The organism is Nocardia sp. Tas62D01 (assembly GCF_055232035.1).
On record NZ_JBUYUZ010000001.1, the window covers coordinates 9,703,434 to 9,718,547 of the forward strand.

15 protein-coding genes and 3 pseudogenes are annotated in these 15,114 nt (G+C 66.8%); 4 read left to right on the forward strand and 14 right to left on the reverse strand.

Annotation, left to right across the window (positions count from 1 at the left end):
- Positions 1-165: 165 nt before the first annotated feature.
- From ACV7NQ_RS47215 to ACV7NQ_RS47235, 5 genes are all read right to left on the reverse strand, one after another.
- Positions 166-564, reverse strand: coding sequence for a chloride channel protein (locus ACV7NQ_RS47215; protein ID WP_463366079.1), 399 nt, complete (start codon positions 562-564; stop codon positions 166-168).
- A gap of 98 nt (positions 565-662) precedes the next feature.
- Positions 663-1,133 (reverse strand): nitroreductase family deazaflavin-dependent oxidoreductase, encoded by a 471-nt coding sequence (locus tag ACV7NQ_RS47220; RefSeq protein ID WP_463365430.1) that lies wholly within the window; start codon positions 1,131-1,133, stop codon positions 663-665.
- 43 nt (positions 1,134-1,176) lie between these two features.
- A complete protein-coding gene (locus tag ACV7NQ_RS47225; RefSeq protein WP_463365431.1) occupies positions 1,177-3,525 on the reverse strand; it encodes an FtsX-like permease family protein in 2,349 nt (782 codons plus the stop codon).
- 5 nt (positions 3,526-3,530) lie between these two features.
- Entirely contained in the window at positions 3,531-4,265 is a 735-nt protein-coding gene (locus tag ACV7NQ_RS47230; RefSeq protein ID WP_463365432.1) for an ABC transporter ATP-binding protein, read from the reverse strand.
- On the reverse strand, positions 4,262-4,855 hold the full coding sequence (locus ACV7NQ_RS47235; RefSeq protein WP_463365433.1) for a TetR/AcrR family transcriptional regulator: 594 nt from the start codon (positions 4,853-4,855) through the stop codon (positions 4,262-4,264). The genes ACV7NQ_RS47230 and ACV7NQ_RS47235 overlap by 4 nt, the downstream gene beginning before the upstream one ends.
- A 314-nt stretch (positions 4,856-5,169) precedes the next feature.
- Here ACV7NQ_RS47235 and ACV7NQ_RS47240 point away from each other — a divergent pair, with 314 nt between their 5' ends.
- Entirely contained in the window at positions 5,170-5,661 is a 492-nt protein-coding gene (locus ACV7NQ_RS47240) for a MarR family winged helix-turn-helix transcriptional regulator (protein ID WP_463365434.1), read from the forward strand.
- Here ACV7NQ_RS47240 and ACV7NQ_RS47245 read toward each other — a convergent pair whose 3' ends face one another.
- Positions 5,662-6,234, reverse strand: a complete 573-nt coding sequence (locus tag ACV7NQ_RS47245) for an FAD-dependent monooxygenase (RefSeq protein WP_463365435.1) — start codon at positions 6,232-6,234, stop codon at positions 5,662-5,664.
- On the opposite strand from ACV7NQ_RS47245, the pseudogene ACV7NQ_RS47250 reads away from it, so the two are divergent.
- Positions 6,173-6,370, forward strand: a pseudogene (locus tag ACV7NQ_RS47250) (SLC13 family permease); the annotation flags it as partial. The gene ACV7NQ_RS47245 and the pseudogene ACV7NQ_RS47250 overlap by 62 nt on opposite strands.
- Before the next feature lie 262 nt (positions 6,371-6,632).
- On the opposite strand, the pseudogene ACV7NQ_RS47255 reads toward ACV7NQ_RS47250, so the two are convergent.
- A pseudogene (locus ACV7NQ_RS47255) lies at positions 6,633-7,156 on the reverse strand (TIGR03085 family metal-binding protein); the annotation flags it as partial.
- 151 nt (positions 7,157-7,307) lie between these two features.
- A complete protein-coding gene (locus tag ACV7NQ_RS47260) occupies positions 7,308-7,790 on the reverse strand; it encodes a MarR family transcriptional regulator (RefSeq protein WP_463365436.1) in 483 nt (160 codons plus the stop codon).
- Positions 7,791-7,962: 172 nt separating this feature from the next.
- On the opposite strand from ACV7NQ_RS47260, the gene ACV7NQ_RS47265 reads away from it, so the two are divergent.
- Positions 7,963-10,206, forward strand: coding sequence for a hypothetical protein (locus ACV7NQ_RS47265; RefSeq protein ID WP_463365437.1), 2,244 nt, complete (start codon positions 7,963-7,965; stop codon positions 10,204-10,206).
- 102 nt (positions 10,207-10,308) lie between these two features.
- A pseudogene (locus tag ACV7NQ_RS47270) lies at positions 10,309-10,946 on the forward strand (ArsR/SmtB family transcription factor); the annotation flags it as partial.
- Here the strand turns inward: ACV7NQ_RS47270 and ACV7NQ_RS47275 are convergent.
- From ACV7NQ_RS47275 to ACV7NQ_RS47300, 6 genes are all read right to left on the reverse strand, one after another.
- Positions 10,916-11,185: a fluoride efflux transporter FluC gene (locus tag ACV7NQ_RS47275; RefSeq protein ID WP_463366080.1), complete on the reverse strand. Its 270-nt coding sequence runs from the start codon at positions 11,183-11,185 to the stop codon at positions 10,916-10,918. The pseudogene ACV7NQ_RS47270 and the gene ACV7NQ_RS47275 overlap by 31 nt on opposite strands.
- Positions 11,186-11,532: 347 nt before the next feature.
- Positions 11,533-11,880 carry a DUF190 domain-containing protein gene (locus ACV7NQ_RS47280; protein ID WP_463365438.1) on the reverse strand — a complete coding sequence of 116 codons (348 nt, stop codon included), beginning with the start codon at positions 11,878-11,880 and terminating at the stop codon, positions 11,533-11,535.
- Between the two features lie 307 nt (positions 11,881-12,187).
- Positions 12,188-13,075: an alpha/beta fold hydrolase gene (locus tag ACV7NQ_RS47285; protein ID WP_463365439.1), complete on the reverse strand. Its 888-nt coding sequence runs from the start codon at positions 13,073-13,075 to the stop codon at positions 12,188-12,190.
- A 200-nt stretch (positions 13,076-13,275) separates the two neighbouring features.
- Complete coding sequence (locus ACV7NQ_RS47290) at positions 13,276-14,007, reverse strand: Crp/Fnr family transcriptional regulator (protein WP_463365440.1); 732 nt, start codon at positions 14,005-14,007, stop codon at positions 13,276-13,278.
- A gap of 211 nt (positions 14,008-14,218) precedes the next feature.
- Positions 14,219-14,515 (reverse strand): glutaredoxin domain-containing protein, encoded by a 297-nt coding sequence (locus ACV7NQ_RS47295; RefSeq protein WP_463365441.1) that lies wholly within the window; start codon positions 14,513-14,515, stop codon positions 14,219-14,221.
- Positions 14,512-15,036, reverse strand: coding sequence for an OsmC family protein (locus ACV7NQ_RS47300; protein ID WP_463365442.1), 525 nt, complete (start codon positions 15,034-15,036; stop codon positions 14,512-14,514). Before ACV7NQ_RS47300 ends, ACV7NQ_RS47295 begins: the two co-directional genes overlap by 4 nt.
- Positions 15,037-15,114 lie beyond the last annotated feature (78 nt).

Here is a 15,114-nt window from a genome sequence, read left to right on the forward strand (position 1 = left end):
GCTCAGGCTGCGTGGTGGCTTGCCGGGCGCCGGTTACCGGGCATCGACGACGGGTTGTGCTGTTGGCAGCGGCGATTCGCCGTGGTCGATCAGGTGCTCACCGGCAGGGGTTGAGGGTCCGGCCGTGCCGTGGGTGATCGTCGTTCACCTGCCGAGGTGCGGCGTTCAGGTCGCGGGAACGCGCCGCATGAGGGTGCCGATGTACGGCGAGTCCGGTGACAGAAGTGTGCTGGCCAGCAGCGCCGGGACAGCGGCGACCACGAGCGGAACGACGATGTCGTAGTCGTCGGTGAGCTCGAGCAGCATCACGATTCCGGTGACGGGGGCGCGGGTGGCGCCGATGAACGCGGCACTCATGCCGATGAGCGCGTAGTGGCTCGGTGAGCCGGGAATTCCCGGGACGTACTGGTGCAGAGCGAGACCGATCGCGCTTCCGCCCATGGCCCCGATGAACAGGGTGGGCATGAAAACGCCACCGTATCCGCCGATGCCGAAGATCAGGCTGGTAGCGAGCATCTTCCCGGCCATCCGCCACCAGCAGCATGCCGAGGGCGTAGCGGCCATCGACACCGGCGCGATGATGGCTCCCGAGGTTGCCAGATTATCGCTGGAAGGGTTCGCCGGTGTCGAACTGCGGTCCGCGTCGCGGGCGATCGGCCGGTTTACCGGGGCGAGGTGGTCTGCAGTCGGACCATGGGTAGCGTGTCGACCGGTTTGCCGGTGGCGTGTTCGATGGTGGCGCGTAGCTTGTCCCAAGCGGCGGGGTGGTGGTGAATGTAATGCTCGAGCGCGTCGGCGGATTCGGTGTCGGTCATCGGTGTTGCGGTCGCGGGAATTGCCCGTTGTGTTCGGATCCAGATGTGGACTCGGGGATCGGCTCGGATGTTGCGGTACCACTGGGCTGTGGTGCCGAAGCCGGAGACGATGACGTATTCGCCGGGTGCGGGGTGGTCGACGACCTCGAGGACGACGAATCGTGTTGTGCCGCTGGTGCGTCCGGTGTGCTGCAGCATCAGCAAGCGCTGGCCGAACAGGAATCCCAGCCCGGCACGGTAGAGCCGGATCGGGGCGCGGACCAGCCAACGGGTCTGCAGGGCGCGGGCACCGAGTTTGGTTGCAGCGTTTGCGGTCATGGGGATTCCTCTTTCGTCGGGGTCCGGCAAGTACCGGCTGGGGTCACAGAGCGCGTTCACGGACCACGCGGGCGATGTCGATTCGCTGGACCACCCGCATCGCCGGTAGTTGGGACAGCGCGGCGGCGGCGAGCACCGCGGCGATCGACAGCGCCGGTGCTGCCCAGCCGAGGGACAGGTGCAGGGTGAACATGTCGCTGTTGAACGAGTGCAGGAATGCCCAGGACACGGCAATCCCGGCGGCGAGGCCGAACGGCGCGGCTATCGCTGTGGCGGTGAGGTTTTCGGTGGCCAGCAGGGCGGTGAGGCGACCGACCGGGACGCCGGCGGCGCGCAGTGTGGCAAGTTCGGTGGTGCGTTCGGCGAGGTTGACGGTCATGGTGACGTAGATGACGGTGAACGCGAGCATTGTGCCGAGGGTGAGCATCACGCCGATGAACACCCAGAACAGGGTGAGGAATTGGTTGAACTCGGTGCGCAGTGCGTGGGTATCGGTATAGGCGAGCACGCCGGGCAGGCGGGTGATCGCGGCCCGGATGTTGCCGGGGTCGGCTGCGTGGGTGAATCGGAGCAGATAACCGGGTAGGCCGGTCGGCGCGATGGTGTGGGCGGTGGTGTCGGTGGCGTAGAGCAGGGTGCCCAGCGGTTCGTCGACCAGTGCGGCCAGCCGGACCTGATGCGGGGTGCCGAATGCCGTTGTCACAGTGAGGATATCGCCGGCACGCACACCGAGCCGGTTACTGATGGCCGCGCCTGCAACGACTCCGCCGGCGGGCAGTCCGGGCGCACCGGCGGTGGTGCGGAATCCGTGCATGACGGTGTCCGGTGCCAGTCCGGTCAGGACGGTCGAATAGGACTTGCCGTGGGCCTGCACGGTGACCGGGGCCGTGCTTGCGGGTTCGACCGCGCCGACACCGGGCACGGTTTTCAGCTGTGCGCCCGGATCGTCGGTACCGGGGGCGACGAGCACGGTGGCGTCCTCGCGTTCGACCTGCCCGAACTGGACATCGACCACGGTACGCATGCTGGTGACCATGCCGACCGAGGCCAGGATCAGCACCAGCGCCAGAACCGTGCCGGTCATGGTGGCCAGGGTACGGCGCCGGTCGCGGGTCAACGAGCGCAACGCCATACGCGCTACCACGGGCAATCGGGTCCAGTGCGCCGACCAGCGGGTCAGCGGACCGGTCCGGACGAGTCCGGTTCCGTTGCCGCGCATGGCGTGTGCCGGTGCCGTGCGAGCCGCGGTGACCGCGGGTGCGAGCGCAGCCACGACGCCGGTCAGCAGTCCGAGCATGAATCCGAGGACGGCCGTGGCGATGCGATGGGTGACCACGGTGTCGGGGATCCCGATCGCGGAGGTGTAGGCCGAGGTGACCACCGACGTCGCGACGGCGCCGAGCAAGACCCCGGCCATTGCACCGATCGCGGCGACGATCGCGCCGTAAGTAACGTAGTGCCGCACCACCGCGCCGCGGCGTGCACCCAGCGCCAGCAGGGTGCCGATGATCGCGCGTTCGGCGTGCACGAGCCGCGCGATCACGACGTACTCGGCGACGGCCGCGGCGAGCAGGAACAGCAGGGGGAATCCGACGGCGATCTCGGAGAAGCCGCTGAGGTCCTCGTGCAGCGCCGCATCCGAGGGTTGCTCGGCGCGCGTGGTTACGTCGAGTGCCCCGGCCGTGCGGATCTGGTCCGCGACACGGGTGTGATCGGATGTGCTTGCGCTGGTGGACATTTCGACCAGCGTCTGGTTGGGGCCGGGTTGTCCGGACAGTCGCAGCGCCCGCGGTTGGGGTGCGAATACGATCGCGAAGGAGTGCGGGTCGTCGAGCACGTCCTGGCGGCTGCGGGCCGGCCACAGATACTCCGGCGATCGGGCGATGCCCGCTACCGTCACCTCCCGCCAGCCGGTGCCGTCGAAGACCTGCAGCCGGCCACCGATACCGAGACCGAACGTGGTGGCGGTGTGGTGTTCGATCACGACCGCGTCCGGATGTGCCGGATCTGGCAACCTGCCTGCGGTGAGCGAGATATCGTCCACTCCTCCGCCCGGTGGCAGGCCGGTCACCCGGCCGACCAGCTTGGCGCCGCCAATCGACATCGGGACATCGGCCTGCGTGCGCACACTCGCCCGGGCCACACCGGCGGCGTCGCTAATCACCCCGGCAATCGCGGCCGCGTCACCGCCGGTGGCGGTGAAATCCGCGAAATGCAGCCGCTCGTAGGTGTGTTGGTAGGAGGCGGACAGATTGCGGAACGAGTCGTAGCTGGCGACGAACAGCAGCACCCCCAGCAGCACAGTCACCGCGATCGCCGTGGATTGCGTCACGCGACGCCGCAGATCCCGCCGAATCTTGCAGGCCAGCACCGGATTCGGGAACAGGCGCACGATCCTCACCACCGAATCGACGCGGCATCGGCCGGAGACTCGTTGCGCTCCACCGCGATCACACGCCCGTCGCGCATCCGGATCACCCGGTCGGCGATCGCCGCGGCGGCCTCGTTGTGGGTCACCATCACCACCCCACGCCCGTCACGGCTGGTGTGCTGCAACAACTCCAGCACCTCGCGGCCGGTGGCGACATCGAGCGCGCCGGTCGGCTCATCGGCCAGCAGCAGATCGGGATCGGTCACCAGCGCCCGTGCGATCGACACCCGCTGCTGCTGCCCACCCGACAGCTGAGCAGGGAAATGATCGGCACGGTCGGACAATCCGACCGCCGCCAGCAACCGCGGAACATCCCGGGCCTCGCCGCGCCCGGTCAGCTCGGAGATCACCTCGACGTTCTCCCGCGCGGTCAGACTCGCAATCAGATTGAAGAACTGGAACACGAATCCGACATGGTCGCGGCGGAATCCGCCCAGCGCACTCGGATGCACACGCGAAATATCCTGTCCGGCAATGACGATCGACCCGGAATCGGCGGATTCAATGCCGCCGATGATGTTGAGCAGGGTGGTCTTGCCCGAACCGCTCGCACCCAGGATCGCCACCAATTCCCCCGCGGCGACGTCGAGGTCGACATCGCGCAGCGCGTGTACCGCGGCCTCACCGGCGCCGTAGGTTTTGTTCACCTCGCGCAGCCGGATACCACCGCGCCGATCGGCCTGAACTGTCTGCTCGGTCATCGCCGATCCTCGCGGTCCCCGCCGTCGTCGGATATGCCCGCCAGCCGGCGCAGCGGCTCGTCGACCTCGAGTTCGCCCAGCCGGGGATCGATCAACCGATGCAGGATCAGCCCGTCGAACGTCGCGACCAGCACCGCCGCGGTCGCCTCCGCATCGGCCACCGCACCCTGCGCGCGCAGCCACTCGGCAAGAGCGGACCGGAACTCCCGCAGTATCTGCCCCAGCCCGTCCCGCAACCGTTCGTGACGTGTTGCCGCCAACAGCATCTCGCTGAACACCCGAGTATCGGGATCGTCGGCAGCGTAAGCGGTGAGCGCGTCGAGCATCCGCCCCAGACCCGCCGGACCCGACGCCGTCAACCCGTCGCCGAGCACGCCCGCACCCAGCTGCCGGGCCATCCGCAGCGAACCCTCGATCAGCAGATCGGTCACCGAGTGGAAGTGATAGTGCACCAGCCCCGGACGCAGCCCCGCACGCTCGGCCACCATCCGGGTCGTTACCGCACCCCAGCCCCGCTCCGCGATCAACTCGACCGCCGCATCCATCAACCGGGCCCGCGTCTCGCGGCCCTGCTCCGCGGAAGTAACCATGCCCGCCTTCCAGCCTCGACCATCCACGGCGAACGCTTTGGGCATTCACCTTGGTCGTATGCCCAAGCGTAACAGAACGAAGCAGTATGCAACAGTTGCTTACTGCACGATGACGGGCGGGTGCGTCCTGTCGTCGTGGTGCCATGACACCCAGTCCCTACTCGGCGAAGGTCCTTCTGCAACAGTTGTCATCTGCATGATTGGCTGTTGCGTTGGGCAGTAAGAACATCGCGCCCGCCTGGGCGGTATGCGTCGTATATCCGATGCGGCAGGCAGGATGATGGGTAGCCGAACAGCACGACGGAGAGGTAGAGATGGCGCGTCGAAGTGAAGTGGTGGAACAGGAATCCGCTGATGCGATCACCGATGCCCTGCTGACGGCATCGCGCCTGCTGGTCGGATTGTCAGCGCGGTCGATCGCACATGTCGACGACACGATCACCATCCCGCAGTTCCGCACACTGGTCATCCTGTCCACGCGAGGTCCGGCCAACCTCGCGACGCTGGCGGGCATCCTGAACGTACAACCGTCCACCGCGACCCGGATGGTCGATCGACTCGTCGTAGCCGGGCTCATCGACCGCCAACCGAACCCGAACTCGCGCCGCGAACTGGTCGTCGACCTGACCGTGCGGGGCCGCGAGATCGTCGACGCAGTCACCGCACGCCGCCGCGAAGATATCGCCGCAGTGGTCGAACGCATGCCCGCAGCCGACCGGCACGGCCTGGTACGGGCCCTGAGCGCGTTCACCGAAGCCGGCGGCGAATCCCACACCGCCGCCGAGATCGAGGGCTACCACCTGTAATCAGCGCACGGTCGTCGAACTCAACGCCGTACCAGCAGCTTTCACCAGCTGGGCGCGCAACTCGACGACCTGCTCGTAGAGCCGGTTGTAGCAGCTGGTCAGCTGCAGGGCGGGGGCTTGTTTCACGATGGTCTGGGTTCGTGGCCGGCGCTCGGTGTCGTAGCGGGCGAGGGCAACGGAGACCTCGGCCCCCGCACTGAGTGCTGCCGCGAGCACGACCGCGTCTTCGATGGCTTGTCCCGCGCCTTGGCCCATATCCGGGTGCATCACGTGGGCCGCATCGCCCAGCAAGACCACCCGATCGTGCACATAGGTCGGCAGTCTGTCCAGGTCGGCGTTGTCGTGGTGCAGCACAGCCTCGGCCGCGGTGGTATCGGGCAGCGCGGGAATCAGGTCGTGCCAGCCCTCGACGCGACGGCGGACTTCGCCGAGTTCGTCCGGGTAGCGGATACCCGGCTGCCTGGCGCGGGCTTCCAGGGCCCAGTAGACCGTCCCCGCCCGACCGGCATGATCAGAAAGTCTGTCGGCGGTCGAATGGGAGACTCTGCTGTTCTTCGTCGGCCTGTTCGTCATGATCGGCGCACTGGTGAAGACCGGGGTGATCGAGCGTCTCGCCGAACTCGCCACCGACGCCACCGGCGGCAACGCGTTGGTCGCGGTGCTGCTCATCCTCGTCGTGTCCGCGCTGTTGTCCGGGGTCATCGACAACCGCCGCGGCCGCCGCCCATGAGCATGGCGTCACCATCACTGCCGAGATCCGGGCCGGGCACGCTGCGCGTGAACTTGCCGTGGCGATCCTGGGCCGCAGTGGGCATTCGGCGATCTGGGGCAGGTTCACCGGTACCACCGCGGAGAAAGCGGTCCGCCACACCGACAGTTTGGTCCTCGTCGCCCACGATCACAGCACGGTTTAGCGGTAATGCGGTTGGCGGGCATGGCATTACGGTTGACGGGCTGCGTTGGTGACAGCGACGGGTAAAGGGTTCGGCCCTGCGGACCGTCATCCGCTCGTCGGTTCCCACCCACCCGACCTCCAGCCCAACCTTGTCCAGCCTCCGACTCAGGTAGCGGCTACCTCGGCACACGTTTCGCCACAAGGCAGCCTCCACGGTGGGTGTGAAGGCGTTGCGGGGACCGAGACCATTCGCTCTGCGCACATCCTCGTGATGGACGAAGAACTCGTTCAGGCTCGGGACGGAGCGAACCCATCGGATACGGAAAAATCCGGGAGGTGGGCCTGACCTGATCCGCGCGACGAGCCACCCGAAGTCTCTCTGCTCTGCCAGACTCATTCTGCGTCGCTCGGCGAACTGTTGGAACGGCCCCGGAAGAACCAGGCAGGGGCCAGCGATGGGATCGCACTCACGCAGCACAAGGTGGGCGGCGAGGTCGTGGGCTGTCCAGCCCTCGAGCAGCGTGGGTGCATCCGGACCGACTTCTTCGAAAAGGTCGCACAGCGCAAGACGCTCCGCGCGTCAAACGGAAGATTCTCCATATCCCTATGGTGTCAACACGATTCCGACCCTTATCGCCTTTCGAACGGACGAGGCACCGGTGCTGCTCACAGCAACGAAGGGAGGATAATCGCGATTGCGCACCCAAAAACGGCAGGTCCGCTGATCCAGTTCGGCCGGCGTCGGTCGGGACTAGAGCTGGTAGCCCTCGAGTTCGGCCCCCGTGGGTGCTTCGCCGCCCGCTGTGCTGAACGCGGTCAGCGCCCGCACCAACCCGGATCGATCGGCCGCGGGCATGCGCTCCACCACGGCGGCGATCTCGCGCCGTCGGCGCTCGGTGACCGCGTCGACGATTTCCCTTCCGCGCGTGGTCAATTCGACGATCAGTTCGCGGCGTGAGTGCGGATTCGGCTGCCGGTCGATCAGCCCGGCCGCGACGAGGCGGTCCACCATGCGGGTGGCGGTGGAGGGTTGCACGTTCAGACTGGTCGCGAGGGTCGCGACTTTCGCCGGGCCCCGGGTGGACAGGATCACCAGCATGCGGAACTGCGCAATGGTGATCGTCTCGTCGACATGCGCGATCGATCGAGCCGACAACGCGACCAGCAGCCGTGAGACGGTCAACAGCGCATCGGTGATCGCGTCGACAGATTCCTCGGCCACTCGGCGCGCCATCCATACCCTCCGTCGTTGCGATTACCAGTTATTCCACCATCCTGCCCCGTGGCGTTGGTGTGCGTGCGGTCGCATCGCCGCTGCGGCTCAACCGATTCCGGTCCGAGCACCCAGGACATCATGCATAAGGCAACTGTTGCACAGTGCCGTAATCGGGTAGGGTCTTGGATTCGTGGTCGCAAGCGCAGCACTCGAATCGCGGACGAGCATCTACCGGTGGGCGGCGGGTACCGCGTTCGGCGTGGTAGCGGGGTATGCGGCGGTGCTGCTGGCCAACGCGCGGCACTTCTACACCGATGACACCGAATCCCAGTACGGACCGATGTGGGTGATGCTGGGGCGGCATCTGCGTGAGGGTCGCTTCCCCGCGCTCGTGCCCTGGGAGTGGATGTCGGGCAACTACGCGATGGAGGAGGCCGGGCTCTACAACCCGCCGCAGCTGCTGGTCGATCTGATCGCGCCGTCGGTGGACAACCTCGCCGCCTACGTCACCGTGGTGAAGCTGATCTATTCGATCATCGCGGCGCTCGGCGTCTTTCGGATCTGCCTCGCCTACGGTGCCCGGCCCGCATGGGCCGCTGTCGCAGGTGTGGCCTTCCCGCTGAGCGGCTGGTTCCTGTTCTTCGACGAGGCCAGTTGGGCGACCTCGCTCACCGGGACCGCCTGGATGGTGCACGCCTGGGCATCAGCGGTGCGTTATGCGCGCGGTCGCGGCGGGCCGATCCCCACGTTCGCATTCCTGTATCTGGTCATCTCCGTCCAATACATCTTTCCCGCGGTCGAGGCCGCGTTGATGATCTGTGCCGTCGCGGTCGGTGAGGTCATCTACCAGCGCCGATGGATGCCGACGCTGCGGCTGCTCCTGGTCGCGGGCTGCGCCGGGCTTGCGGGTCTGGCGACCTATCTGCCGAGCATGCTGTCCTCACCGGTGACCTGGCGCGGCAATGAACGCGTCCTCAACGATCCGTTCCTGACAGTGCCGTGGTCGGAGTCGTTGAATGCGAGCCTGCCGAGCACCGTGCCCGCGTTCACCGGCTGGTGGGGGTACATCCAGCCGCTGCCGATGGTCTATATCGCGTGGTTCCTGATTCCGGCGCTGGCCTTCATCGATTGGCGAGCGGCGCTGCGCTCGACCCGCGACCTCAGCGCGATAACTCTCTTCGCGACAGCGGTTTTGATGTGGACCGCCGGACCCGGCCGCATCGGCCCGTTGCGTTGGCCGGCGCGGGTGCTGCCGATGGTCGCGCTGACGTTGCTGATTCTGGTGTGCGTATTGCTCAGCCGGCATGGCACTTTCACCCAATGGCGGCGCCGGGGCGGCGGCGCCGCGACGTTGATCGGACTGCTGTTCGTGCGGTCGTTCTCGGCGGCGCCGCAACTGCTCGGACCTCATCTCGTCGCGGTCGCAGCCGTCACCGCGCTGGGCGCTGCGGTGGTCTGGCTCGCCCGCAGCCGAGGCGCGGCCGCCGCCTGCCTGCTGGTCATCGCCGCAATGTTCCCGATCGCCTACCTCCAGGTGCATGACGCTCCGGCGACGCCGATGTCGTACAACTTCCCGCTGCGGCGCACGCAGATGAAGGCCACGTTCCCTGATTTCGACGGTGTCACACTCCAACTCGCCGACCGCGGGTTGCTCCAGCCGGGCGATAAGAGTCTGGCGGGGGCCTATGGCTCGCTCGCCTTCGGCAACTATGCCAAGAACCTGAGGCTCGACTACGTCAACGGCTACACCCCCATCGGCCACGCCGCGTTCAGTGCCATGCTGTGCATGGGCTGGGACGGGAGCACCTGTCCCGACGCGTTCCGCCGCGCCTTCGCGATCGAACCGACCACCGGCCGCACCATCGTCGATCTGATGAAGGTCGACCGGGTGGTCCTGCAGCGCGCCCAATTCCCCGATGCACGCGACCATCCGGCACCACCCGGTTGGAAATGGGTCGACTACCCCGGCCACGAACGCTATATCTGGGTGCTCGAACGCGAAAACGGGCTCATCTCCACCCACAACGGGCTCATCGCCGATGCACGCAATGCCACCGCCACACCGATGTCCAAGGACAGCGTCACCAGCCGGATCCGGGTGTCCTCCACCACCGGCGGACGCGTGGTCTTCGCCCGGCTGACCTGGCCCGGCTACCGGGCCACCCTCGGCGGCCGCGACCTACCCCTGCACACCGTCGCGAATACCTTTGTCGCCGTTGATATCCCCGCCGGAACCCAGAACGCGGAACTCGTCCTGACCTGGCGGCCACCGGGCTGGCAGTTCGGCATCGCGTCGGCGCTGGCCGCCATCGCCGGAATCGGGATCATGCAGAGGCTCTACCTGCGCGGCCGCCGCCCGGATCACGATCTCCCGAACGAAGACGGAACCCCGGCCGAACCCTGCCCGGAGCCGCTGGTCCCTGCACTCGTGTAAATCGTCGGCGGGCACGAGTAAATCGCCCCCGGCGCGTTCCTGTCACGCGCGGTCCTCAACCGCGGACCAGGTGCCGGGTAAACATGCCCTCCATCATGTCGTCGACCCCTCGGCAACGGCCGCCGCCTGCAGATCCTCGACCTGCTCGCCCAGGGCGAACGCACCGTCGAGTCGATCGCGACCGGGATGAACCTGACCACCGCCTCGGCGAACCTGCACTCAAGACCGGCGGCCTGGTCGAAGCCCCGCCGTGACGGCACCCGCCAGTACACCGCCTCGCCGGAGACGACGTCGCACGATTGTTCGCCCTGGTCCAGATCGTCGCCGAGGCGCATCTCGGCGATGTCGCCATGGCCGCCGCCGACGTGATCGGCTCCCCCGAGGACGCCATTACCCGCGAGGAACTCCTGCGTCGCCGCGATGCCGGGGAGATCACCCTCATCGATGTCCGCCCGCATGAGGAATACGAGGCCGGGCACATCCCCGGAGCCATCAGCGTCCCCCTCGCCGAACTCGCCGACCGACTCGCTGAACTGCCCGCCGACCACGACATCGTCGCCTACTGCCGCGGCGTCTACTGCGTCATGGCACCCGAAGCGATCCGCATCGCCCGACGAGCCGGACGCCGAGTCAAGCGCCTCAATGAGGGCATGCTCGAATGGCGCCTGGCCGGACTACCGGTCGCAGACTTACCCGACGCGTCGAGGACTCAGCCGACGAAGGCGTGGATAATGGCGTAGCCGAGCATGGCGGCTCCGAGCCCGGCGATGATGCTGGTGATGATGTTCATCGCGGCGTAGAAGTAGCTGCGCTGCTCGATCAGACGCAGGGTTTCGTAGCTGAAGGTGGTCAACGCCCCACAGAACCCGGTGTCCAGCAAGGTGGGTAGCGAGGCGGGGATGGCGGTGCCCGCGCCCGCGAGTCCGCCCAGGATCAGGCAGCCGATGATGTTGGCGGTGAGGGTGCCCCACGGGAACAGGCTGTCGTGGCGGGCTTACACGGTGCGGTCGGTGAGATACCGCAATGGCGCGCCGAGGGCCGCACCGAGGAAGACGAGCACGAGGGTCATGCCGACCGCTTTCGATGTCGCTGCTGCTCGCCACAGGCACTCCTACTCGAACACGAAAAATGCTGGTCAAGTAGGGACTGTTGGCGGCGCGATGTGCCGCGGTTGTTCCGATCTCGGAGCGGCGAGCCCCACCGCCGCATTACGTGAGGGTAGCTGGACCTCGATCGAACGGGTGTGGTGTGTGCGCAGACTCACGCCGGATCGCCGAGGTCTCGACGCCTGCGAATCAGGCCGTCCAGGCGGACCCGCTAACCGGTTCAGCGTTTGTGTTCTCGTCCGACGTAGCGGATGACTTCGACGTCGTCGAGGATGACCAGACCCTCGGTGACCAATTCGTCGAGCTGGGGCAGGAATTCGCGAATCCGGTCGGCGGCGTCCACGATTACGATCGCCACCGGCATGTCTTCGCTGAGGGAGAGCAAGCGGGAGGTGTGGATATGCGAGGTCGCGCCGTATCCCTCGACGCCGCGGAACACGCTCGCACCGGCAAGACCCGCGCGGTGAGCGCGGTGCACGATCTCAGTGAACAGCGGTTTGTGATGCCAGGTGTCGTCTTCACCGATGAAGATGGTCAACCTCCGAGCCGTGCCCGCCATTCTGGTCATCGTTGCCTCCGATCGATCACGGGCCGCACGGTCGCGGCGACAATCCAACTCGCGCCCAGCGCGCAGGCCGGGTGGCTACGGGCCACCTCGAGACGGTGTGGGAGGTGGTATCGACCGTCATCGTCGCTCACCCCGGGCCGTGGACGTAGGAATCACATAACGACCTCGGCCATCGCCATGTGCGTCTTTGACTCAGCGACAGCGCGGCACCTTTCCGGTTCCGGCAGCACGCTGTCACTGATCGCGTGCAGCTGCCCAGCTCGGCCGGGTTGGGTGGGTCGCATCGAGAACGCTGCCGGGGTGGCATTCAGATCGTGGACCCATCGGCGCGGGCGACGATTCCCGCGATCCGCTCGGCAATCTGCGGTGCGCTGTCCTCGGGAAAGAAATGCCTGCCCGGCACGACATCGGGGCCGGGCAGCCCGGCGGCCTCAGCGGCGATGCGACCGTGACGGTCAAAGGTGAGCGCCGGATCGTCGCGCGCCCAGACAACCTGCACCGGATATCCGTCGGCGGCCACCACCCTCCGGTAGATGGCAGTCTTTTCCGGAGTGGTCTCGAACGAGTGCATGATCCGCAGGAACGCATGGCCACCGTCGCCTCGCGTCAACAGTGCACGGTGCACACCGATTTCGGCCGCCGTGGTCGACGACCCTCGCACCAGCCCGATCGATCGCATCAACATCCGGAACACGGGCCCGCGCCCGCTCGCCAGCCACAGGCGATCCAAACCCGGGATCGCGAACGGCGCCATCGACCACGGCTTACGGAAGGAGTCGGCCGCCACGATTGTGTCCAACACCGTCAACGACGCGATCCGTTCCGGCGCCACCGCGGCGACCTCGAACCCCACCGGGCCGCCGATATCGTGCACCACCAGATGGAACTGGTCCAAGCCCAGCTCGTCGAGCGTCGCCGCCAGATGCCGCCCCAAACCCGTCCACGTGTAGTCGAAATCCATCGGCCGCGCAGACAATCCGAGCCCCGGCAGATCCGGGGCGATACCACGCAACCCGCGCGCCGCCAGCTCCGGCAGCACCCGTCGCCACAGGTAACTGGACACCGGAACCCCATGCACCAACACCACCGGCGCACCCGCGCCTTCCTCCCGGACAAACGTCCGAACCCCACCTACATCCAGATACCGGCCCGCAGCCTCGTGTCCGCTCAGCAACTCCGCAACACCTATCGCCATGCCACCAATCATTCCTTCACCCAGCAGCTTGGGGAATGGTCCGGAATGCGCGAAGAATGCGTATTCAACAGCACCGCCAGAACGCTCCCTGCGACTCCACCGCCGACGCCGCACGAGCCACTCCCCTACTGAGCCACCAGCATTTCGGACGAACGGCGACCTCGTTCACACCCGCTCCCCCTGTTCTGGGTCGAAGGCCGTCACGCGGCGACGCGGGCGAGTTTGGTGGGGTCGAGTATCTCTACCGCCGCGTAGCGGATGGCGATCAGGTGGTCGCGTTCGAATTCTTTGAGGATCTTGTTCAGTGATGGCCGCTGCACCCCGAGCATCGCCGACATCGTGCGCTGCGCCAGCTCGACCGTGCCGTCGGTCTGTTCGTCCAGCAGCAGCTGGGCGACCTGGGCTGGCAGGCTGCGTCCGAGCAGCCCGACGATGCGCATCTGGCTGGTCGCGAGCCGCCCTGCCACTGATGACAGCCAGCGCCGTGCGATGGTGGGATGGCCGATGGTCAGGGATTCGAAGTCGGCGCGGGTTAGGAACAGGCACACCGAGTCGGTCAGGGCTCGGGCGGTGTAGGGCAGCGGCATGTCCAGCAGCAACTCGATGTCGCCGTCGACGTCGCCGGGCCGCAATACGTGGACCACGGCGCGTTTGTGGCCGGACCCGACGGACAGTTCGATGCGGCCCTGCCGCACGATCCACACCCCTGTCGATGGCTGGCCGGCCGCGAACACGACTCCACCGTTGGGTATCGGCTGGGTTTGCAGCGTGTCGGCGAGCGCGGTCAGGTCGGCTGGCAGCAATGGGGCGCGTTCGCCGCGCCCCACGCAGCGGGCCACCCATGCGGCTTGTTGGACCTGCATGTCGAGGCCGCGATCACCACCGCCCAGCATTCGCAGGGCGGAACCGATCGGACCTATCCTCGCGTCCATATCTGCCGATCCTGTCACATCTCCAGCGGTTTCCGGCCGTATGACCAGGTTCGGCGCCGTCGATATGTGGCGATGATGATCTATATCGTCCGCCGGGATCGGCCTGGTGGTGACGCACGCAATCGTCCTGCTGGTGCCATGGACGTCGAGGAGTGAAGCGGCGGCTTATGCATTTGCCGGGCAACGGAATACAGGTTCTGGTGCATGAATTTCAGTGTTTCCGCCGGTTCCACCAGTGCCCAGTCGGTGCCTGGCCGCAGACCGCTTCGAGTACCTGGCGGACGCTGGGATTGACCATCGCGCGATCTCCGACGAACACGGTCGGCACGGTTTCGTTGCCGCCCGCGACGGACCGCACCCGCGCCGCGGCCTCCGGGTTCTCCCAAATGTTGATCTCCTTCAGTCGTAGGTCGGTGCGACGCAGTGGGCGCAGCAGCACCCGGCAGTACGGGCAGCCGGGCCGCCAGTACACCTCGACCACTGGGACCGTCGTATTCAGCTCGGTCATTGTGTTCTCCTCCGCGGCCACCGCTGTGTCGTGGTTATGTTGATCTCGCCGTGCAGCATCCGGTGCACCGGGCACCGTTCCGCGATCTGCATCAGCCGGTCGCGTTGTTCGGCATCAAGGTCGCCGGACAGGGTGATGTCGCGTTCGATACGGTCGATGTATCCAGCGGTGGTGGTGCAAACGGCACAGTCCTCGGCATGAATCCGGTTGTGCCGCAGCTCGACTCGGACGTGGTCGAGTGGCCAGCCCAGTTCGGCGTACATGCGGATGGTCATCGACGTGCAGGCCCCGAGAGCGGCCAGCAGCAGGTCATACGGTGCGGGACCGGTGTCGCTGCCAACCGGTCGTGGTTCGTCGGCCGCCAGAATGTGGATTCCGACAGTGATCCGCTGCGCGTAGCGCCCAGCGCCCGTTTCGGCCACGGTCACCGTCCCTTCCGCGGGGATACCGGACGGGATTTCGGTCGGCGGTCGCCGATCATCGCGGGTTTCGCTCGAGTCGGCGTTGCTGGTGACGGTCACCCCCTACCTCCTCGGTTCCGGCAGCGAACCTCGCGCTCGGCTAACCAGTGCAACGCGGATCCGGCTCGAAACCATGTG